Origin of the sequence: Martelella mediterranea (assembly GCF_004342225.1) — a bacterium.
Classification (GTDB): Bacteria; Pseudomonadota; Alphaproteobacteria; order Rhizobiales; family Rhizobiaceae; genus Martelella; species Martelella mediterranea_B.
Map to the genome: position 1 here is coordinate 1 of NZ_SMAR01000049.1, position 18,937 is coordinate 18,937.

The following is an 18,937-nucleotide window of genomic DNA, read 5'->3' on the forward strand; positions in this document are numbered from 1 at the left end:
TGCCAGCGGCAATCAGGATGATAACATCACAAATGACGCGACATAGAATCTCAGACAGATTGTCGCCGGCGTCTCAGACAGATTGTCGCGCTATAAACGGACTGGCATTGACCTGCACCCCTTGCGTCCCTCGTTCAATTCGAGAGTCTGCGGGTTTGTGCAGTGCGCCCATTTGTTGGACCGCCGGATGTTGGATTTTTCCGGCTCTGATCACGGTGGCGGGCTGGCAGCGCCACCGGGATTATGCAACGCGATCGGGACATTGTATCCGATCGCTGAATGAGGACGATCCTCATTGTAGTATCTACGCCAATCCTCCAACTTTTCGCACGCATCCGCAAGGGTCATGAACCAGTTCGCGTTCAGGCATTCCGAACGCAGCTTGCTGTTAAAGGCTTCGATAAAGCCATTATCGGTCGGCTTACCAGGCCGCGAGAAGTCCAGCGTAACCTTGTTCACATAGGCCCAGAGATCGAGATCGCGGGAGATAAATTCGCTGCCATTGTCGACCCGTATCGTCTTCGGATAGCCGCCTTTCCTGCAAATCCGTTCCAGCGTTTGCACGACATCCTCACCGCGATAGCTAAAGCGCGGGTCAGTTGCCGGGCTGAAGCGCGAATGGATATCCACAATGGTCAGGATCCGCAGCTTCTTGCCTGCCGCGAGTTGGTCGTGAACAAAGTCCATAGCCCAGATATCATTCGGCCCAATGGCTTCCTGACGATCCTCCCGCAGCTTTGCCTTCACCCGGCGTTTCGGGTGCTTGTTCCTGAGCTGCAGCCCTAACGCCTTGTAAATCCTGCGGGTCTTCTTGATATTGACCATCCAGCCTTCTCGTCGAAGGAGCACGTGAACACGGCGATAGCCAAACCGCACGCGTGTCTCGCATATCTCCTTGATCCGTCTTTCAAGAGCGGCCTGACCGATGCGGCGGGACTTGTAATGGTAGGTCGAGGTATCGAACGTCAGAACCTTGCAGGCCCGCCTGATCGACACCCCCCAGTCCACCAGCATCCCATCCACAAGCTTGCGCGTTCGGGCAGGCCTCAGAGCTTTCGGCGGATGACGTCCTGAAGCATCTCGCGGTCCAGCGTCAGATCCGCCACGATCCGTTTCAGTTTCGCATTCTCATCTTCCAAAGCCTTCAGTCGGCGCATCTCGTCAGGCAGAAGACCTGCGTATTTTTTCTTCCAGTTGAAATAGGTTGCCTGGCTGATCCCCGCCTTGCGGCAGATCTCCGCCACAGGCACACCGTCATCGCCCTGCTTCAGAATAAACGCCTTCTGGGCGTCCGAAAACTTCGATGCCTTCATCTCTTCCACTCCTTCTCCCAGCCGGGAAAATACCGCGGAAAACTCCATCATCAAACGGTCCAGTTTTCAGGGGGCAGAGCAGCAGAGCAGCAGCGGGACAGCTCGGATATAAGCAAGGGCTGCACGGCGGCATCCGTAGCATACATTGATTCAGACTTGACATCATCATTTCAATTATAGATATTTCTATTATTGAAATTGGAGGAATGCATGATTGTTGAGGGTGCCAGCGCTCCGCGTGACCTGAAGACCGTTGAAATCGAGGCGGATCTGGTCGTTGTGGGAGGCGGTCTTTCCGGTGTGTGTGCCGCAATCGCGGCGGCGCGGGAGGGCTTGAAGGTCGCATTGGTGCAGGACCGGCCGGTTCTGGGCGGCAACGCCTCAAGCGAGGTTCGTCTCTGGATCCTGGGCGCCACCTCCCATGGCGGCAACAACAATCGCTTTGCCCGTGAAGGCGGAATCATCAATGAGCTGCTGCTGGAAAACCAGTTCCGCAATCCGGGCGGCAATCCCGTCATCTTCGACAGCATCGTGCAGGATTGGGTGAGCCGGGAGCAGAACCTGACCGTCCTGGTCAATACCCAGGTCTTTCATGCGGTAACAACGGATAATCGTGTCCGCGAGATCCATGCCTTCAACTCACAGAACAGCACCATGTACAGGCTTTCAGGCGCCTTTTTCGCTGATTCCAGCGGGGACGGCATTCTCGTTCACATGTCGGGTGCTGCCTATCGCATGGGCGCGGAAAAGGCCGAGGAGTTCGATGAGCCCATGGCGCCGGGCAATAATTACGGCGAGTTGCTCGGTCATTCGATGTATTTCTACACCAAGGATGTTGGCCATCCCGTCGATTATGTCGCGCCCGATTTTGCGCTGAAGGACGTGCCAAGTCTCATTCCGCGCTACCGCCGGTTCCGCACCACCGAGCAGGGGTGTTCGCTGTGGTGGATCGAATGGGGCGGCAGACTGGACACGATCCATCAGTCGGAAGAGATCAAGGTCGAGCTGCAGAAGATCGTCTATGGCGTCTGGAATTACATCAAGAATTCCGGCGAATTTCCCGAAGCCGCTAATCTGGCGCTCGAATGGATCGGCACCATTCCCGGCAAGCGCGAAAGCCGGCGCGCAGAAGGCGACTATATTCTCAGGCAACAGGATATTGTCCGACAGATCGTCCATGAAGACGATGTCTGCCATGGCGGCTGGTCGATCGACCTGCATCCTGCCGACGGCGTCTATGGCGACGCCGATGGTTGCAATCAGTTTCATGCCAAGGGTGTCTACGGCATTCCCTTCCGCTGCATGTACAGCCGCAATATCGAAAATCTCTTTACCAATGGCAGGCTCCTGTCCGCCTCTCATGTCGCCTTCGGCTCGTCGCGGGTGATGGCGACGTCGTCGACCGTTGGCCAGGCGATCGGCACGGCTGCAGCCCTTTGCGTCAAGGCTGGCGTTTTGCCGCGCGATGTGGCGAAGCCGGAATATCTTCCCACCTTGAAACTCAGTTTGTCACGGGCCGGTCACTACGTGCCCCGTTACGATGCCTTGGTGGACGGTAATCTGGCGCATGCCGCCAAAATCACCGTGTCCTCGAGCCTCGCACTCTCCGGTCTCGCCCATGATCGTGGCTACAAACAACTGACGGCCAGTTATGCCGAGCTTTTGCCGGGACGCACCGACATTGACAATGTGATCCATGTACCGGTGCGCGCAGCGCGGTCGACGGAGCTCAACGTTGAACTGAAGATTGCCGAGAAGCCTGAAAACCATACGCCGGAGACACTGGTCAGCGCGGTTTCGCTGCCGCTTGATGCTGGCGAACAGACCGTCGCGATCCCGCTACCGAAACTTGCACAGGCACAATATGTATTTGTCTGCTTTATGGAAAACCCGGATGTCGAGATCGGGCTTTCGAGTGAGTGCATCACCGGTCTTGTCGCGGTCAAGAAAGGCGGCCTCGACAAGGTTTCGACCACGGCTCGACAGGAAGCGCCAAGCGAACTTGGCGTCGACAGCTTCGATTTCTGGGTGCCCGAGCGCCGGCCCGGGGGCGCTAATATCGCCTTTGACGCGGATCATCCCCTGCATGTCTTCGATGCGGCCAATCTGACATCCGGGCCACTCAGACCGACCTCCGCCCCCAATGCCTGGATGGCCGATCGTGCGGACACGGCGCCCGAAGTGAAACTCGGCTTCGAGACGCCGATCCTCGCCCGAAAACTCATTCTCTATCTTGATTGCGATTACGATCATCCGCTGGAAAGCGTGCAATACCGCCACCATGACCGCGTTATGCCGCTTCTTGTCCATGACGCCACGATCAGCGTCAATGGCCGCGTCGTGGCCGAGATCCGAGACAATCGCAATCCCGTCCTTGCTGTCGATCTTTCGGAGGAAAGACAGATCGACAGCCTGAGCCTGCGGCTGGCCAACAGACAGGGCCACGCCGTGTCACTGCTTGGACTGCGTGTAGAATAAACCGATAACTGGAGGAGAAACGATGATGGTTTTCAAAGCGGGCGTTGCAGCGCTGGCGCTGTCGGTGAGTGCGTTTGGCGCTCATGCCGCCGATGGCAAGGTGACATTCCTGAACTGGATCACGGCCGAGCCCAGCAATGCGCCGGTCATGACCCAGCTGATCGAAGAAACCGGCGTACCGGTTGATGTGCTGTCGAGCGCCTGGGGGGATATGCAGAAGACGGTCTTCTTGAGGATCCGGACCGGCCAGCCGCTTGATGTCTACCAGGCACAGGAACGCTGGCTGCCGACCTTTGCCCAGATGCCCGACGTGGTCGATTTCAACGAACTCTACGGCGAGGAGAAACTTGCGGCAATGTTCCCGCCGGAAGTGCTGGCCGCGGGTCAGGTCAAAGGCAAGCAGGTTGGTATGCCTTGGAATATCGGCTCGATCAGCCTCGTCTCCAACCGAAAGGTGCTGGAGTCGGCCGGGGTTAACGAGCCGCCGGCGACGATCGACGACTTCGTCGCCGATCTTGAAAAGGTCAAGGAGGCCCACCCGAACAGCACACCTTATGCGATGATGACCAAGGGTGACGATCTGGTGTCAAGCGATTTCCAGCTTTGGCTCTGGGCCTTTGGCGGCTCGATCTTCGACGAAAACGGCCAGCCGGTCGTCAATTCTGAAGCCACGGTCCAGACCCTGGACTTCATGAAGGATCTGGTCGATCGCGGACTTTCCGCTCTTGATGTTGATCGCGGGGCTGCACGGCGCATGTTCGGACAAGGCGAGAGTGCCTATTATTTCGATGCGCCGGTCGCCAAGGGTTTTGCCGAAGACTTTTCCGGCGAGGGCGAATCCTTCGTAGAATATGTCTATCCGATCCCCATGCCGGTGGCCGAGGCTGGCATGACCCCGCACTCCATGGAATGGGGGCACCTTCTGGTGATGCGCAAGACGGATGAGGGCTTGGTGGACGGCACCCTTTCCGCCGAGAGCCCCTCTGCAAAGCTGATTTCGGGCCTGACAATGAATGATGAGATTCAGCTGGAATACTTCCAGAAACTGGGCGCAATCCCGGTCACCAAGTCGGCACGGGCGAGCGACATCGTCACCTCCGACCAGTATATCGTCGACTGGAATGCCTCGCTTGGCATGCCGAAGCTCAACGAACTCGCTTCTCTCAAGGACAGCGCCAACTATGTCGCCATTGTTTCGGAGGAGGTTCAATCCGCCGTGCTGGGCAAGAAAGAGGCGGCAGCGGCTGCGGCCGATATGCAGAGCCGTATCGAAAAATTGATGAACTGAGGACGGTGACATGGACATGGCGACCACGCACCAGCTGGGGACGAAAAACCCGGCCCGGCGCAAGCCCGGCTATCTGAAACGTTCAGACAGGCGTTTCGCCTATCTGATCCTCGCCCCGGCGATGATTGCGTTTCTGGTCATGGTGGCTTGGCCCTTCGTGGATGCCATGTCCATGGCCTTCTACCAATACACGATCTACGACACGGAGCCGATCTTCATCGGCTTCGAGAACTTCAGGACCATCCTGACCGATCCTTACGTGCTCGGGTCATGGGTGACGACGGCCATCTTTGTTGCCGGCACAACGCTTCTGACCATGTTTCTCGGTCTCTCCTGGGCGTTGCTCATGTATCAGGATTTCCGCGGCCGCGCCGTCTTCCGCACTATGACGCTGCTGCCGTGGATTCTGCCATCAACGGTCAGCGCCTTTATCTGGGCCTGGATGCTGAACGGACGCTACGGCATCGTCAATGTGCTGTTGATGGATATCGGGGTGGTCAACGCGCCAGTACAGTTTCTCTCCAACGATGTCGGGGCGATGATGGCCGTCATTCTGACACGGACCTGGATTTCCATCCCGCTGTTCATGTCTTTCTTCCTTGCAGGACTACAAAGCATGGATTTCCAGCAGATCGAGGCGGCGCGCATCGATGGCGCCGGCAATCTGAAGATTGTGCGGCGCCTGATCCTGCCACATCTCAAACCCGTCTTCCTCGTCACCGGTGCGCTGGGCATGATCGGCAATCTGCAGCAGTTCGACATCATTTTTGCGCTGACCGGCGGCGGACCGGTGCGGGCAACCTCGGTTTTGTCGATCGAAGTCTACAAACAGGCCTTCCAGAACTGGAATCTCGGCATGGCGTCTGCCATCGGCGTGCTTTGGGTCTTCACGCTGATGCCGATCGTCATCTTCTATCTCAGAAGCCTGTTCAGGGAGGATTGAGCCATGCTTGAACTGCGCACCTGGCGGGAAAAGACCGGCTTTATCGTCCTTCTCGCCATCATCGCCTTCTTTCTATTCTTCCCTGTTTACTGGGCGCTGTCGAGCGCCTTCAAGGCTAACGCCGAGCTCTATCTTTCAGATCCGACCTTCGTGCCACACCGGCCTTATCTCGGCCATTTCATCAATGCCATCACGCAGGGTCCGTTGATCCTGCAGCTTGGCAATAGCCTTGTCACGTCTACCGCTTCGGCGCTTTTGAACGCGGTTCTGGCAGCGCTGGCCGGCTACAGCTTCGCCAAATTCGACTATCCGGTGAAACGTCCACTGATGCTGCTCATCCTGTCGGCGCAGATGTTTCCCTTTGGCGTTCTGCTGATCAGCATCTACCCGATGTTGCAATCGGTTGGCCTGCTCGACACCCGTATCGGACTGACGGTTTCCTATATCGTCTTCGCGCTGCCGGTCTCGACCTATATGATGTACAGCTATTTCAAGCAGGTGCCGAACGAGCTGATTGAGGCGGCCAAAGTGGATGGCGCTAGCAATATGAAAATCTTCCGGCGCATCGTCATGCCGATCTCGCTGCCGGCCTTCATCACCGTTGCGCTCTATGCTTTCATGTGGTCGTGGAATGATCTGCTCTATTCGATGACGCTGATCACCTCTGATGACAAGCGCACCGTCGGTCCCGGCCTTCTGTTACGCTATATCAACGAAAACAATGCCGATTGGGGCGGGGCCATGGCGGCCTCATTTATCGTCGCCGCGCCGGTTATCCTTGTCTTTTCCATGCTGCAGAAGCAATTCATTGGCGGCGTGACCTCGGGAGCGGTGAAATGAGCGACAAACCCCAGACATCCCAGCCCAACCAGAGCCTCGTCGATGGTATCCGCTGTTTTCAGGAACTGACGACCAGCGATCATCCGCTTGGCACCAAGGAACTTGCCGAGCGGCTGGGCATCAACATGATCAAGGTGAACCGGCTGCTCAGGACGCTGAAAGCCATCGGCATGGCCGAGCAGAACCAGCAGAAGAAATATCTGCCAGGCCCCGTGGTGCATGTTCTGGCGGCGCAGAGCTTTCATTCCTCCGCGTTGTTTCGCGCTGCGACCCATGTGGCGATCGGCCATGCATACGATGACCGGACGCTGGCGATCGGCATTCTGTGGAAGGACGCGGTGGTCTATATGTATCACGCACTTGCCCATCAGAACCCGGCCGAAGGCCTTGGTGGCTATCATCTCTACCACGCCTCGCAATCTTCGATCGGCAAGGCGCTTCTGGCCGAGATGGATGACGACGCGCTGGCGCTCTGCACCGCCGACTGGTCGGAGGACGCAAGAGCGGGCCTTGCCGACACTATCGCCGCCATAAGGCGCAACGGCTATGCCTGTCAGCGCGATGCGGCTGGCCGCATCAACAATATCGCCGCCACCTTTTCGGTTGGCGGCGCAAAAGCCGGCATTGCTTTTACCGATATCGCTGTCGAAGACAGCGCCCTTGAGAGCTATGTCGGCGAATTGAAGACGCTGATCCGCGAAATTGAAAGCTACGCCTGAAAGGCAGAACCGGGAGGAAAATCATGGCCGATGTGAAACTCGATCGCGTGGTCAAGCGCTTCGGGGAACTGGAAACCATCCACGGTGTTGATCTCGATATTGAAAGCGGTTCCTTCGTCGTTTTTGTCGGCCCCTCCGGCTGCGGGAAATCGACGCTCTTGCGAATGATTGCCGGGCTGGAGGAGGTCACCGAAGGTGATGTCTACATTGGCGGCAAATGCGTGACAGAAGCGAAAGCGAGTGCGCGTGGAATTGGCATGGTGTTCCAGTCCTACGCGCTTTATCCGCATATGACGGTGCGGGAAAACATGAGTTTCGGCCTGGAGGTTGCCGGCGAACCGAAGGAGGTGATTGCGGCGCGCGTCAGCGAAGCGGCTGAAATCCTCAAGCTCGGCGAGCTGCTGGACCGCAAACCGCGCCAGCTTTCCGGCGGCCAGCGCCAGCGTGTTGCCATCGGCCGCACCATTGTGCGCCAGCCCAAGGTGTTCCTGTTTGACGAACCGCTTTCCAATCTCGATGCCGAGTTGCGGGTACAGATGCGCATCGAGATCACCAGGCTGCATGAACGGCTCGGCAACACGATGATCTATGTCACCCACGATCAGGTCGAAGCCATGACCATGGCCGACACGATCGTTGTCCTGCGTGATGGCGCGGTCGAGCAAGTTGGCACCCCGCTTACGCTTTATCACCGGCCGGAAAACCGTTTTGTTGCCGGCTTCATCGGCTCGCCAAAGATGAATTTCCTGCCTGTGCGTGTAAAGTCGGTCGCAAGTGGCAACTTCACAATCACGTTGCCGGATGGTCAGGACATATCGCTCTCCGCCCTCGGCCGGCTGCCCGCAAGCGGCGAAATGCTGGAGCTTGGCATTCGCCCTGAGCATTTCATCGTTGGAAAGGGTGGCGATTTCGAGGTTATTCTGCATTGCGATGTCGTGGAGGAACTCGGCGGTACCACCTATGTCTATGGTGAATATGACGGATGCCAGCTAATTGTCGAAGGCGATGGCGACATGCGGATTCAGCGCGGTAAGGATGAGCTTTTCAGCTTCGATCGGGACCGCTTGCATCTCTTCGATGACAAGGGCAGAGCGGTCATTCTTCAGCTGGACACAGATCCGTCGGCCGGTGGTGGCAACTCAGCTGCGACCGTCGTGCCTGCCAGCTAATCTCTGTGCGCAAATGCCTTGGGTTGTGAGTGTAGATCAGTCCCGGCCAAGGCCCATACAATCTCGTGTGGCTGCTGGGCTAGCGGAATCTCACTTTCGTTGGCGGTCTTTCTGAAGCTTTTCAAAGGCGGAAAGCACGTCATGAAGCGTTGCCTTGACATGTTGTTCCGCGACCCGACGCGCTGTGGCGGCATCCCGTTTGTGGAAGGCGTCATACCAAGAGTCAATGATTAGAACTCATATGATGCGCGCTGGAATGGTCGTCCGAGTAGGAAAGTACCGTGAGACGCGATGCTTGAGCATCGCGCGAGGATTTTGACGCCGAGCTTCCCGGCTGAGCGTCGCCGGATTTCATTGGCAAAGTGTCGACCGAATTTCGCCGCCCAAAGGCGCACTGTTTGATGCGAGACGATCATCCCACGCGCCGCCAGCAGAACTTCAACCATGCGTAGACTGAGCGGAAACCGGAAGTACAGCCAGACGGCGTGAGCAATCACCTCATCTGGAAATCGGTGGCGACGACAGACGGGATCACGGACAGAGCTGGTCATACCGTCAGACCCCACATTTCGATGGACCGCCGGTTAACTTTACAGTGCCTAACAAGCCGACACGGGGAAGCCCGCGCTGAAAACCAGTGCGGGCTTCCGATTGTTCTGGCTCCACCTTCGACCGGGATTGCGGTCACCCCTATGACAGCGTTTTACCCACCATAAGTCAAATTTGGCAGGAAAAGGACAATCTCCGGCACGAACAGCAGCAATGCGATCAAGGCGAGGATGGCTCCAATGAATGGCAAGGCTTCTTTCACATATTCCTCGACCTTGGTATCAAGCAGACTGCAGACCGTAAACATAGCCACGCCGACAGGTGGTGTCATCGAGCCGAAGGTCACGATGGTCATCATCAGAATACCGAAATGCACAGGATCGACACCAGCCTTTGTAACAACAGGCACCAGAATAGGTGTCAGCAGCAGAACCAGAATAGTGCTTTCGAAAAACAGGCCGGCAATAAAAAGGCTGACCAGGATCACTGCGACAATCAGGATCGGATTGGAAAGGCTTTGCAGCATAAAGTGGGCCACGTCCTGCGGCACCTGCAGGAAAATGATGGCAAAGCCGATCATGCCTGACATCAAAATGATCAGCATGATCAAGCCAATGTCCGAAAGTGCATGTGCGAAGGCGCGTTTGATCGCCTCAAATGTCATGTCGCCATGTGCGACCTTGCCGATGACAATGGCATAGACGACCGCAAAAGCACCGACTTCCGACGGTGTAAACAGACCACCGCGTATCGTGCCGATCAGAAGCACCGGAAACAGCAAAGCCCATTTCGCACCCCAGGCAGCACGTCCGAACTCGGCGGCGGTTGGCTTGCGCATATCGGTCATGACGTAGCCGCGTTTGCGAGCGATCAGCCATGCAGCCACCATCAGAAAAAGCATCATGAGCATACCGGGTATGATACCGGCCATGAACAGTCGCCCGATGGAAACCTGTCCGACATACCCATAAAGGATAAGGCCGATTGACGGCGGAATGGTCGATGTTATCAATGATGAAAGTGCGATGACGGCGGCCGAGTACCCCTTGGAATAGCCATTGGAGATCATCTGTGGGCCAAGCACTCTTGCTTCCATGGCGGCATCGGCTACGGCGGAACCGGATACACCGCCCATCAGCGTTGAAAGAATGATTGAAACCTGAGCAAGACCACCCGCCATCCAGCCGACAGCAACTTTCGAGAATGTGAAAAGACGATCTGTGATGCCGCTTTCATTCATCAGGTGGCCGGCGAGCACGAAAAAGGGCACGGCCAGAAGCGGAAAACTCTGCGAAACGGTCGCGATTTTCTGAACGCCGATAGAGACCGGCATGACATCCGATGTGAGAAAAAAGGTGAAGCCTGAAATCCCGATTGCAAATGCAATCGGTGCGCCGACCAGCATCAGCGCAAAGAAAATGATACCGATCAGCGCCATTATATCTGCTCCGGCTCGCCGGTTTCTCCGGCTGAAAGTTCTGGCTGATCCTTGCGCACGAAGACGAGGTAACGCTCCTCGCGCACATGCCGCCATGACTGATAAAGATTTCCGAGAATAGCAATCGATAACATGATGCAGCCGACCGGAACGGCAATTGTCACATAGGCGTAGGAAAGGCCGGAATCGCCGAACTGACGTTCGCGATTCATCATTGTCAGATCATAGCCTTCGACCGCCAGTAGCATCAGGAAGGTAACGAAGATCGCCGCGAGCGCTGTTTCCAGCGTCAAGCGATAGCGGTGCGGCATACTGCGCACCAGAAAATCGACGCCCAAATGGCCACGCTCGCGCATGGCGCGGGAAGCGCCGATGAAGCAAAGCCAGATAAACAGAAGCTGTGCGAGATCGACCGACCATATAAGCGGGTAGCCAAAGAAGCGCATCGTGGCCGCGATGAAAACGAGACATGTGATCACTGCGAGCAGGATGGCACCCGCGACGAACTCAATCCTGGCGAGGAAACCGGGCATTGGCGCCCCTCCGAATGTGTTGAAAACAAGCAGGCCGCGACTGTCACGCGACCTGCCCAGTGGTCGCGATGCCTTAATCGTTGGCAATGGCCTGAAGCTTGTCGCGCAGATCACCGTAGCCAAGCTCGTCATAAACGACGGCAGTGGCTTTCTTGAACGGTGTGATATCGATCTCTTCGACCATTACACCGTTTTCTTCCAACTGAACCTCAAGGCTTTCCAGCGCATCCCGAGTGCCGTAGGAAGCAATATCGCCGGCTTTCAGAGCCTCTTCATGCAGAATCGTCTGCAGGTCTTCCGGCAGGGAATCAACCCAGGCGGCCGAGGTGATCAGACCAGTGATCAGGTTGATATGACCGGTTTTGGTGACGTAGGTGATCACCTCATCAAGTTTAGCGCCGACAACAGCGGGAAGCTGGGCTTCTGCACCATCAATCACCTTTGAGGAAAGGCCTGAATAGACTTCACCCCATGGCAAGGGGGTTGGTGTGGCACCCATTGCCTCAATCGTTCCGGTCCAGACCGGCGCGCCCGGTGTGCGCATCCGAATGCCGGAGAGATCTTCAGGCCCATTGATTTCCTTGTTGGTCAGGAGATGACGCTCACCCTGCCACCAATTGAAACTCAGAACATCGAGCCCGGCTTCATCATGCAGCTTTTCCGCCCATTCATCGAACAGATCAGAGGTTACCACCTTGCGAATACCCTCATAACCGTTGGCGAGATAGGGTGCACCGAGAACACCGAATTCATCGACAAAGACAGCCAGTCGCCCGCCGTCTACAACGACGGCAACCGGTGCACCTGCACGAGCCTGTTCCAGCACATCTTCATCCGGGCCAAGCTGTGAATTCGGGAAAAGACGGACTTCAAGCTGACCATCCGATGATTTGGCGACGTTGTCGCGAAAGGCTTCGAGTCCTTTGTAAAGCGGATCATTGGTCGCAAGCGCCGTATTGACGTTCAGCGTGTAATCGGCCGCAAAGGCAGAGCTTGCCATCAGGCTGGCAGCGACACCGGCTGCGACCAAAGCTGAAAGCTTCGTAAAGTGGTTCATCTTGTCCTCCCATTTAGACTTTGAACACGATCATAAGCTTGAGTTTCAGGGGGTTTCGAAAAACTCCGGTTTCTCTTCAAAGATTGCGGGCAAATCGCTCAAAATTTCGCGCAAATGCCCGCGGGCAGCCTGCTCGGCTGTTTGTTGATCTCCTGCCGCAATCGCATCGACGATTGCTTCATGCTGAGCTGTGAGCTTGATCATCGGAAACCGCAGAAGGCTGAGATAGCGGACACGGTCCATCTGAAGCTTCAGGTCCTCGATGAGAGCCCAGGCTCTGCCTTTGCCCGCGGCATCGGCGAGCGTTTTGTGAAACAATTCGTCGAGCTTGATAAAGCGACTGGCATCAATACGGGCAGCCTCAAACTGCTCGTCCAGCTGCATCCGCAGCTCGGTGATGAGACCGGGATCGGGCTTGCGTGCCAGAAGCTTCACGATATCGGCTTCGATGGCCTCACGGACGAACCGGGCATCCATAACGGCGGCCTGAGAAATCCTGCGAACAAAGGTGCCACGCTGCGGGCGAATTTCCAGAAGTCCTTCTTCGGAAAGCTTGATGAAAGCCTCGCGCACCGGCTGGCGGCTGACCGAAAACCGCGCAGCGATTTCCGATTCTGAGAGGCGCGTACCCGGCGACATCCTGTTGTGGAGAACCAAGTCTCGCAGAATGGCATGCAGCTGTGCCCCTACCGGTGCATCTGGCTGAATAGTGGCCTCCAGTGTTTCTGGCAGCATGATGTGACCTCCCAATAGAAAACACGATGAACCATACTTCCATACTAGTCAACATTAAACTTCGATGCTATTACTCGATCCCAGGATGATTGTCGGCTGTGCAGGCACCGGTATTGTTGTCCGGAAATCAGATGCATAGCTTTAGGGAGAGGAAAATGCGGCAAACCTGGCGTTGGTTTGGACCTTTGGACCGCGTGTCGGTCGACGACATGCTTCAGGCGGATGTTGAAGGGGTGGTCACAGCACTCCATCATCTGCCAACCGGTGCTGTCTGGACGCCCGACGAAATTGCCAGACGCGTGTGTGAACTGTCTGTAAAAAGCGATGGAACGCCCTCAAACCTGAAATGGGAGGTTGTCGAAAGCCTGCCGGTTTCCGAGGACATCAAAAAGCAGAAGGGAGACTGGCGCGCTCACATCGAAAATTACAAGATAAGCATGAAAAACCTTGCTGAAGCCGGAATTTCGGTAATCTGCTATAATTTCATGCCGGTTCTCGATTGGACACGCACTGATCTTAAGTATCGACTGTCATCCGGAGCCACCTGTATGCGCTTCGATTATGCTGACTTTGCCGCTTTCGATATTCACATTCTGAAGCGCCGGGGAGCGGCGGAAGACTTTCCGGAAGGCATACGGGAAGAAGCCCTGAAGCGGTATGCCGGAATGGACGAGAACAGCCAGAGTGAATTGACCAAAAACATTGTTTTTGGTCTGCCGGGTGCGGCCGAAAGCTTTACACTGGATGATGTCCGCCATCACCTGTCGGAGTATGCGATCATTTCCGCCGATGGCTTGCGGGCGAACTTCATTGCATTTCTCGAAGAGATCGCACCGGTGGCTGAAACGCTGGGGCTCAGGTTGTGCTGCCATCCGGATGATCCGCCGTTTGGCCTTCTCGGCCTGCCGCGGGTCATGTCGACGGAAGCCGATTACAGGGCAATCATGGACGCTGTTGCTACCCCAGCAAACGGGATAACACTATGTTCGGGATCGTTGGGTGCGCGGCCGGACAATGATCTACCAGGCATGATGGAACGGCTTGGGGATCGGGTGCATTTTCTGCATCTGCGCAATGTGAAACGCGAGACAGGTGATATCCGTGGCTCGTTTTATGAATCCGCTCATCTTGCCGGTGATACCGATATGGTCGCACTTGTTGCAGCGGCTTTGAATGAGGAAAAACGGCGCAAAGGCACAGGCCGTTCTGACTGGAGTATACCCTTCCGGCCGGATCACGGTCTCGATATCCTCGATGACCAGTCGCGGCAGGCTCAGCCCGGTTATCCGGCGATCGGCCGCCTCAAGGGGCTTGCCGAACTGCGTGGCATCATTGCCGCACTTGATCGCTGACATTGTCCGTGAAGCAGTCTGCCTGTACCCGGCCATGACCGTGTGCAATTCCCGTCACATGCCGAGAAAATCGTCTCTGCCTCCGGGGCAGGCATGCTCGGCGTCAAAGGGCGAGGCGAGTCCAGCGAGAGGGCGAGGTTGTCCATATCGTGGCGCGTGAGCTTGTCGATCTGTCGGCGGAGCTCGCAAGCGTCGGCAGCCGGTATACAGCCTTTCCGCTTCCACACGGCCGGGGCGACGAGTTTCATCATGGATCGCCGGCGCCTGATCCGCGCGGGATGCCGAAGCCGCGCGATCTGTTCGACCCGTATGGGCATATTGATGAGATCAAGGTGAAGCCGCGCGACTTTCGATGATCGCTGCGAACCCCACATCGAGAGAGTGCTTTCGATTGTGCTTTGATAGACACGCCCCGTGCTTCGTCGTCCATCCGGACTGTTTTCTTTCCGGTTTCGGCGATTTTTTGCGCAAAGCTGATGCAAACTGCCATGCCGGAGGAATGTCTTGCCGTTGTTGTTGGGATCAATTGACGATGGGACTGTAAGGCCCGGAGTCTGTCAGCAACGTCTCCACCCAAAAAAGACGGTTTCCGCCTTCGGCAAACCCTCCGTCTTTTTGTGTTCTCCGCCGCCCTTCGCTTCGCTGCGGCCCTGAAGGGTGCAGTCATCCTTTTCCGGTCTTTCCCGGCGTCCCTGTCAATTCGATCAAACAACGGAGACATACCAATGGCAGACCTGATCAACTTCATCCGCTTCAACGACAACGGCACTCTGGAAGGCAACATCGCCGCACTGGACTTCGACTTCGACATCACCGGTGAAGAGCTCAACAGCACGAACCCGAAAGCGCCTGTCTACCGCCTGTATGGCGTGTCCCCGCGAGGTCGAAAGATCGAGGTTGGCGGCATCTGGCGTCAGACGAACCAGAACGGCGAAGAGTATCTGCAGCTGACTGCTGCGACCCCGAGCCGAGCGTTCCGTGCAAACCTCGGCAAATTTCCCGGCCAGGACGACGGTGACCTGATGACCGTCATTCCCTGGAGCTAAGCCCCTCGGCGCGGCGGATACCGCCGCGCCGGTTCTCGACAGCGCAATATGGCCCTAATAGTCCATACTTGTTTCGATCGTGTACTCAAGTTAAGTATTGTGTTCTAATAATAGAGCCTGATCGCGCGTTGCTCTTATGGTGGCAAATCACCGCATCACAGTGGTTAACAGGCATTGAAGTACATACAAAAAAACACCATGTGGCGCTGAACAGCTGTCGCGAGAGAATGACCAGAGACGAAATCATCAAAGGATTGGGCGCGCAACCGCATGACCCGTTTGTGTGGTTCGACGGACCACCGGTACTGGAGCAGATTCCGCCTGGTACAGTGGGCGTGAACTCAATCAAGATTGCGAGTGTCATCGAGAACCGGCCAAGCCGGTATGTGAATCTGTTGCCCATGTTGCGAATGAGCCTGATCGGGCTGATCTATGATCCGCAGCTCGATGGCGGCATCCTGCCCCTCCAAATGCTTGCCGACCGTCTTGGTGTCAGCCGGTTTACGATCCCGCGCAACTGTGTCGTGCTTGAGGAAATGGGGCTGTTCTATAAGGTCACGAAGAACGGCCGCTACGCTGTCGAGCCTGATACGGCGTTGGTCGTGTTTCATGACCTGTTCGTTCCATTGCCAGCGAAACGGCTCCGCAAAGACGATTGAGGCACCCGAGAACCGGGTCAAACATATAAAAAACAAGAGAATTATTCTTCTGGTTCTGGTAAAGTTGGCGTGGTCAATAGACCTACGCTGGATTTGTCGACCAAGAGCGAGAGTGGATAGCAGGACCGTGCCGGTTCAAGGGTTGAGAGATTCCAGGAAGACCGGCCTGACTGCAAAACCTCACCGATCTGAAGAAGGAAAAGACCATGGCGAGCACCCTTGAAAAGACGCGCATCTCCGATGCCGAAATGGAACAGCGACGCCGGCTGGTCAACAGCGCCGATCATTCCAATGCCATGGAAGGCCTGAAGCGCGATCCTGCCACCGACCACATTTTCGAGGCTTTCATTCGCGGCGAGATCGAGGCCACCGACATCGTTCCGATGCTCAAAGAGTTCCGCGCCGCCAACGGATGACGAACTACGCTTACGAAAACCGTAACCTCAAGAACATCGATGGCTTGACCGATCCCGCCAAGCTCTCTGCCGTTGAGGCGGAACGGGTTGCGGGCCGGCTCATCGAACTGCGTCTTGGGGGCGGGCCGCAGCCGACCTTTGATACCCGGCATCTGAAAGCGCTTCACCATCATCTTTTTCAGGACGTCTATGAATGGGCCGGGCGTACCCGAGACGAGCGGGTACAGCTTTCTGATGGCACTGTCGCGACCATGCCGACCATGCAGAAAATCGACGGCGAGCAATTCGCGATCGGCCCGGCCATTTCCAGCGGACTGCACCGATTTGCCGACGACCTGCGCGGTCAGAACTTCCTGCGCGGTCTGGACCGAGAGACGTTTGCCGACCAGGCGGCAGTTTACTTCAATCGGCTCAACTCGATTCATCCGTTTCGCGAAGGAAATGGCCGGACGCAGAGGGAGTTTATGATCGCGCTGGCGAAGAACGCCGGTCACGAACTGAGCTTCGATGTCGTGTCGGCCGAGCGTATGGCGCAGGCCAGCATTGCCGGTCATGAACGGGGCGATGTCGATGCCTTCAAGCGAATGTTCCGCGAGATTTCTGATCCGGAACGTGTGCAGACGCTGGATAAGGCGCAGAAGTTCCTGACCTCGCAAGGTTTTGATTGGCAAGATCGCTATATGGCAACGACCGAGCCTAGCCGTCGCTATGATGGCGTCTTGGTCGGGGTCGGCGGGTCGGATTTCATGATGCATGACAAGCAGAGTATCCTCGTCGGTAAGACAAAGGACCTGCCACGGCCGTTGCCCGAGCAAGGGCAGCATGTCGTGTTCGAAACGCCAGAGAAGACCCGCGCAAACGCCTGGAAGGGTAGGGGGCGTGACGACGACTGTGGGCACGGTCTCGGCTAAAATCCCATCCTTGTGATTTCGCGGTGTAGATTGCCGGCTGGACGCCGGATTCGGTCGCGGCCCTTAGGGCCGCGGTTCTCTTCTTTTTCTGCCGGGATAGCGTACGGCTTCTTGGTCAGCGTCAATGACGAACGGTGCCCCCAATTTTGCCGCAGCCCTGCGGGCAGCAACTAAATCGGCTCCCCCATTCGCCGGCGCTGCCGGTCGCTTCGCGATCATTGACACTGCCCTGCGTTCACCCGTGCCCGGTTTCCGTCAACAAAAGGAGACGGAAACATGACGACCATCGATCAGATCAATGAACTTCGCGCCGAGCTTATGAACTGCGACTTCTTGAAGGTCGAACGGCGGGATGCTGAAGCTGAACTTGAAAAGCTGGAGGCGCAGGCAGTGGCAGAGGAGCTTCGGTTTGAGCAAGACATAGCATTCTGGAGCGCTGACCTGGAATGAGGTCAGTTTCAGGAAGGCTTTCAGCCTTCCTGTTCTCTGGCCGACACCCGAAAAGCCGAATATTTTGAGCGCTGAAGCTGCTATTCCGTGCGCCAGTTCAAAATAGAAAGCTTGAAGCCAGGAAAACTATCGAACCGACAGATCGTGCAATGCTGCATGAACACGCAACATGAGCAGCCTGTGACTTATAGTTTGCAATTTGGCTCGGTGTGACCTATCGTAGGCATATGGTCGAGTTAATCAAAACGGCAACATTTGATCGCTGGCTTTCGAGCCTGAAAGACCGAACTGTGGCCGCAAAGGTCGCCGCCCGCCTCGTGCGACTTTCAATGGGCAATCCCGGTGATGTGGAGCCCGTGGGGTCGGGGATTTCCGAGCTCCGAATTCACTACGGCAAGGGATATCGAGTTTATTATATGAGGCGCGGCGAGTTGATTATCGTTTTGCTTTGCGGTGGCGACAAGTCGACGCAGAAAAAGGACATCAAGGCCGCAAAAATGCTGGCCGACGAGTGGAAGGATTGAAACTATGGCAAAGGAAGTTTTTAGCCGTTTCGATGCGGCCGATTACCTGAAAACCAATGAAGACATTTCTGCCTTCCTGGAGGCTGCGATGGAAGAAGGCGGAGACGATCCTGAATATATCGCTGTCGTTCTTGGAACCATTGCGCGGGCGCGCAATATGAGCCAGTTGGCGCGTGACACCGGGCTTTCTCGGGAAGGTCTTTCACGCGCGCTTTCCGGCAACGGGAACCCGACAATGGCAACCTTGATGAAAGTGGCCAAAGCGCTCGATCTTAAAATTCAGGTTGTTCCAGCCTTGTCTGCAGAAGCAGCTTCGAGCGCTTCAGAACATCGAGCCGCTTCCTAAGTGTATTGCTGCCGACTTTTGCTGCGCGGAGGGCTGTTTGATGCCTGTTGATGGCGTGACCGCCGTGCGTCAACCTCGCGTCAGTCGCGGTAGCCGCGCTTGCGCTTGCTTTGCTCCAGAATGGCGAGTGCGTCATGGGCCTGTCCGGCCGAGGTGAACCAATCGAGCTTC

General features: G+C 56.4%; 20 protein-coding genes and 1 pseudogene. 15 read left to right on the forward strand and 6 right to left on the reverse strand.

Annotated features, from left to right (window positions below; all coding sequences use genetic code 11):
* Nucleotides 1–210: 210 nt before the first annotated feature.
* Nucleotides 211–1,313, reverse strand: a protein-coding gene (locus EDC90_RS18740) for an IS3 family transposase (RefSeq protein ID WP_132314070.1) whose coding sequence is annotated in 2 segments (ribosomal slippage) — nt 211–1,052 and nt 1,052–1,313 — 1,104 coding nt in all. Because the reading frame shifts where the segments join, the coding sequence is not laid out codon by codon here.
* A 210-nt stretch (nt 1,314–1,523) separates the two neighbouring features.
* On the opposite strand from EDC90_RS18740, the gene EDC90_RS18750 reads away from it, so the two are divergent.
* From EDC90_RS18750 to EDC90_RS18775, 6 genes are read left to right on the forward strand one after another with little or no spacing between them, the layout of a single operon-like run.
* Nucleotides 1,524–3,791 (forward strand): FAD-dependent oxidoreductase, encoded by a 2,268-nt coding sequence (locus EDC90_RS18750; protein ID WP_132314072.1) that lies wholly within the window; start codon nt 1,524–1,526, stop codon nt 3,789–3,791.
* A gap of 22 nt (nt 3,792–3,813) precedes the next feature.
* The gene (locus tag EDC90_RS18755) at nt 3,814–5,079 is read left to right on the forward strand and encodes an ABC transporter substrate-binding protein (protein WP_132314073.1); all 1,266 of its coding nucleotides are present in this window, start codon (nt 3,814–3,816) and stop codon (nt 5,077–5,079) included.
* Between the two features lie 10 nt (nt 5,080–5,089).
* Nucleotides 5,090–6,022, forward strand: coding sequence for a carbohydrate ABC transporter permease (locus tag EDC90_RS18760; RefSeq protein ID WP_132314074.1), 933 nt, complete (start codon nt 5,090–5,092; stop codon nt 6,020–6,022).
* 3 nt (nt 6,023–6,025) lie between these two features.
* Complete coding sequence (locus tag EDC90_RS18765; RefSeq protein ID WP_132314075.1) at nt 6,026–6,862, forward strand: carbohydrate ABC transporter permease; 837 nt, start codon at nt 6,026–6,028, stop codon at nt 6,860–6,862.
* Entirely contained in the window at nt 6,859–7,581 is a 723-nt protein-coding gene (locus EDC90_RS18770) for a helix-turn-helix domain-containing protein (protein WP_132314076.1), read from the forward strand. The genes EDC90_RS18765 and EDC90_RS18770 overlap by 4 nt, the downstream gene beginning before the upstream one ends.
* A 23-nt stretch (nt 7,582–7,604) precedes the next feature.
* Nucleotides 7,605–8,750 carry an ABC transporter ATP-binding protein gene (locus EDC90_RS18775; protein ID WP_132314077.1) on the forward strand — a complete coding sequence of 382 codons (1,146 nt, stop codon included), beginning with the start codon at nt 7,605–7,607 and terminating at the stop codon, nt 8,748–8,750.
* A gap of 314 nt (nt 8,751–9,064) precedes the next feature.
* Here EDC90_RS18775 and EDC90_RS21330 read toward each other — a convergent pair.
* The 5 genes and pseudogenes from EDC90_RS21330 to EDC90_RS18800 all read right to left on the reverse strand — a co-directional run.
* Nucleotides 9,065–9,301 (reverse strand): annotated as a pseudogene (locus tag EDC90_RS21330) (IS6 family transposase); the annotation flags it as partial.
* A gap of 152 nt (nt 9,302–9,453) precedes the next feature.
* Nucleotides 9,454–10,737, reverse strand: coding sequence for a TRAP transporter large permease (locus EDC90_RS18785; RefSeq protein ID WP_132314078.1), 1,284 nt, complete (start codon nt 10,735–10,737; stop codon nt 9,454–9,456).
* On the reverse strand, nt 10,737–11,270 hold the full coding sequence (locus EDC90_RS18790; protein WP_132314079.1) for a TRAP transporter small permease: 534 nt from the start codon (nt 11,268–11,270) through the stop codon (nt 10,737–10,739). Before EDC90_RS18790 ends, EDC90_RS18785 begins: the two co-directional genes overlap by 1 nt.
* A gap of 73 nt (nt 11,271–11,343) precedes the next feature.
* Nucleotides 11,344–12,327 carry a C4-dicarboxylate TRAP transporter substrate-binding protein gene (gene dctP, locus EDC90_RS18795; RefSeq protein ID WP_132314080.1) on the reverse strand — a complete coding sequence of 328 codons (984 nt, stop codon included), beginning with the start codon at nt 12,325–12,327 and terminating at the stop codon, nt 11,344–11,346.
* Nucleotides 12,328–12,372: 45 nt separating this feature from the next.
* The gene (locus EDC90_RS18800; protein ID WP_132314081.1) at nt 12,373–13,062 is read right to left on the reverse strand and encodes a GntR family transcriptional regulator; all 690 of its coding nucleotides are present in this window, start codon (nt 13,060–13,062) and stop codon (nt 12,373–12,375) included.
* Between the two features lie 155 nt (nt 13,063–13,217).
* Between EDC90_RS18800 and uxuA the strand changes: the two genes are divergently transcribed.
* From uxuA to EDC90_RS18840, 9 genes are all read left to right on the forward strand, one after another.
* Nucleotides 13,218–14,414, forward strand: coding sequence for a mannonate dehydratase (gene uxuA / locus EDC90_RS18805; protein ID WP_132314082.1), 1,197 nt, complete (start codon nt 13,218–13,220; stop codon nt 14,412–14,414).
* A 149-nt stretch (nt 14,415–14,563) separates the two neighbouring features.
* Nucleotides 14,564–14,770 (forward strand): DNA polymerase, encoded by a 207-nt coding sequence (locus tag EDC90_RS18810; protein ID WP_245511132.1) that lies wholly within the window; start codon nt 14,564–14,566, stop codon nt 14,768–14,770.
* A gap of 369 nt (nt 14,771–15,139) precedes the next feature.
* Nucleotides 15,140–15,460, forward strand: a complete 321-nt coding sequence (locus EDC90_RS18815; RefSeq protein ID WP_132314084.1) for a DUF736 domain-containing protein — start codon at nt 15,140–15,142, stop codon at nt 15,458–15,460.
* Between the two features lie 227 nt (nt 15,461–15,687).
* Nucleotides 15,688–16,119 (forward strand): hypothetical protein, encoded by a 432-nt coding sequence (locus EDC90_RS18820; RefSeq protein WP_132313747.1) that lies wholly within the window; start codon nt 15,688–15,690, stop codon nt 16,117–16,119.
* 206 nt (nt 16,120–16,325) lie between these two features.
* Complete coding sequence (locus EDC90_RS18825; RefSeq protein WP_132314085.1) at nt 16,326–16,535, forward strand: antitoxin VbhA family protein; 210 nt, start codon at nt 16,326–16,328, stop codon at nt 16,533–16,535.
* Nucleotides 16,532–17,446 (forward strand): Fic/DOC family protein, encoded by a 915-nt coding sequence (locus EDC90_RS18830; protein ID WP_132314086.1) that lies wholly within the window; start codon nt 16,532–16,534, stop codon nt 17,444–17,446. Before EDC90_RS18825 ends, EDC90_RS18830 begins: the two co-directional genes overlap by 4 nt.
* 276 nt (nt 17,447–17,722) lie before the next feature.
* Nucleotides 17,723–17,896: a hypothetical protein gene (locus EDC90_RS20970; RefSeq protein ID WP_165972902.1), complete on the forward strand. Its 174-nt coding sequence runs from the start codon at nt 17,723–17,725 to the stop codon at nt 17,894–17,896.
* 227 nt (nt 17,897–18,123) lie between these two features.
* Nucleotides 18,124–18,420 carry a type II toxin-antitoxin system RelE/ParE family toxin gene (locus tag EDC90_RS18835; RefSeq protein WP_018065843.1) on the forward strand — a complete coding sequence of 99 codons (297 nt, stop codon included), beginning with the start codon at nt 18,124–18,126 and terminating at the stop codon, nt 18,418–18,420.
* A 4-nt stretch (nt 18,421–18,424) separates the two neighbouring features.
* Complete coding sequence (locus tag EDC90_RS18840) at nt 18,425–18,766, forward strand: addiction module antidote protein (protein WP_132314087.1); 342 nt, start codon at nt 18,425–18,427, stop codon at nt 18,764–18,766.
* Nucleotides 18,767–18,937 lie beyond the last annotated feature (171 nt).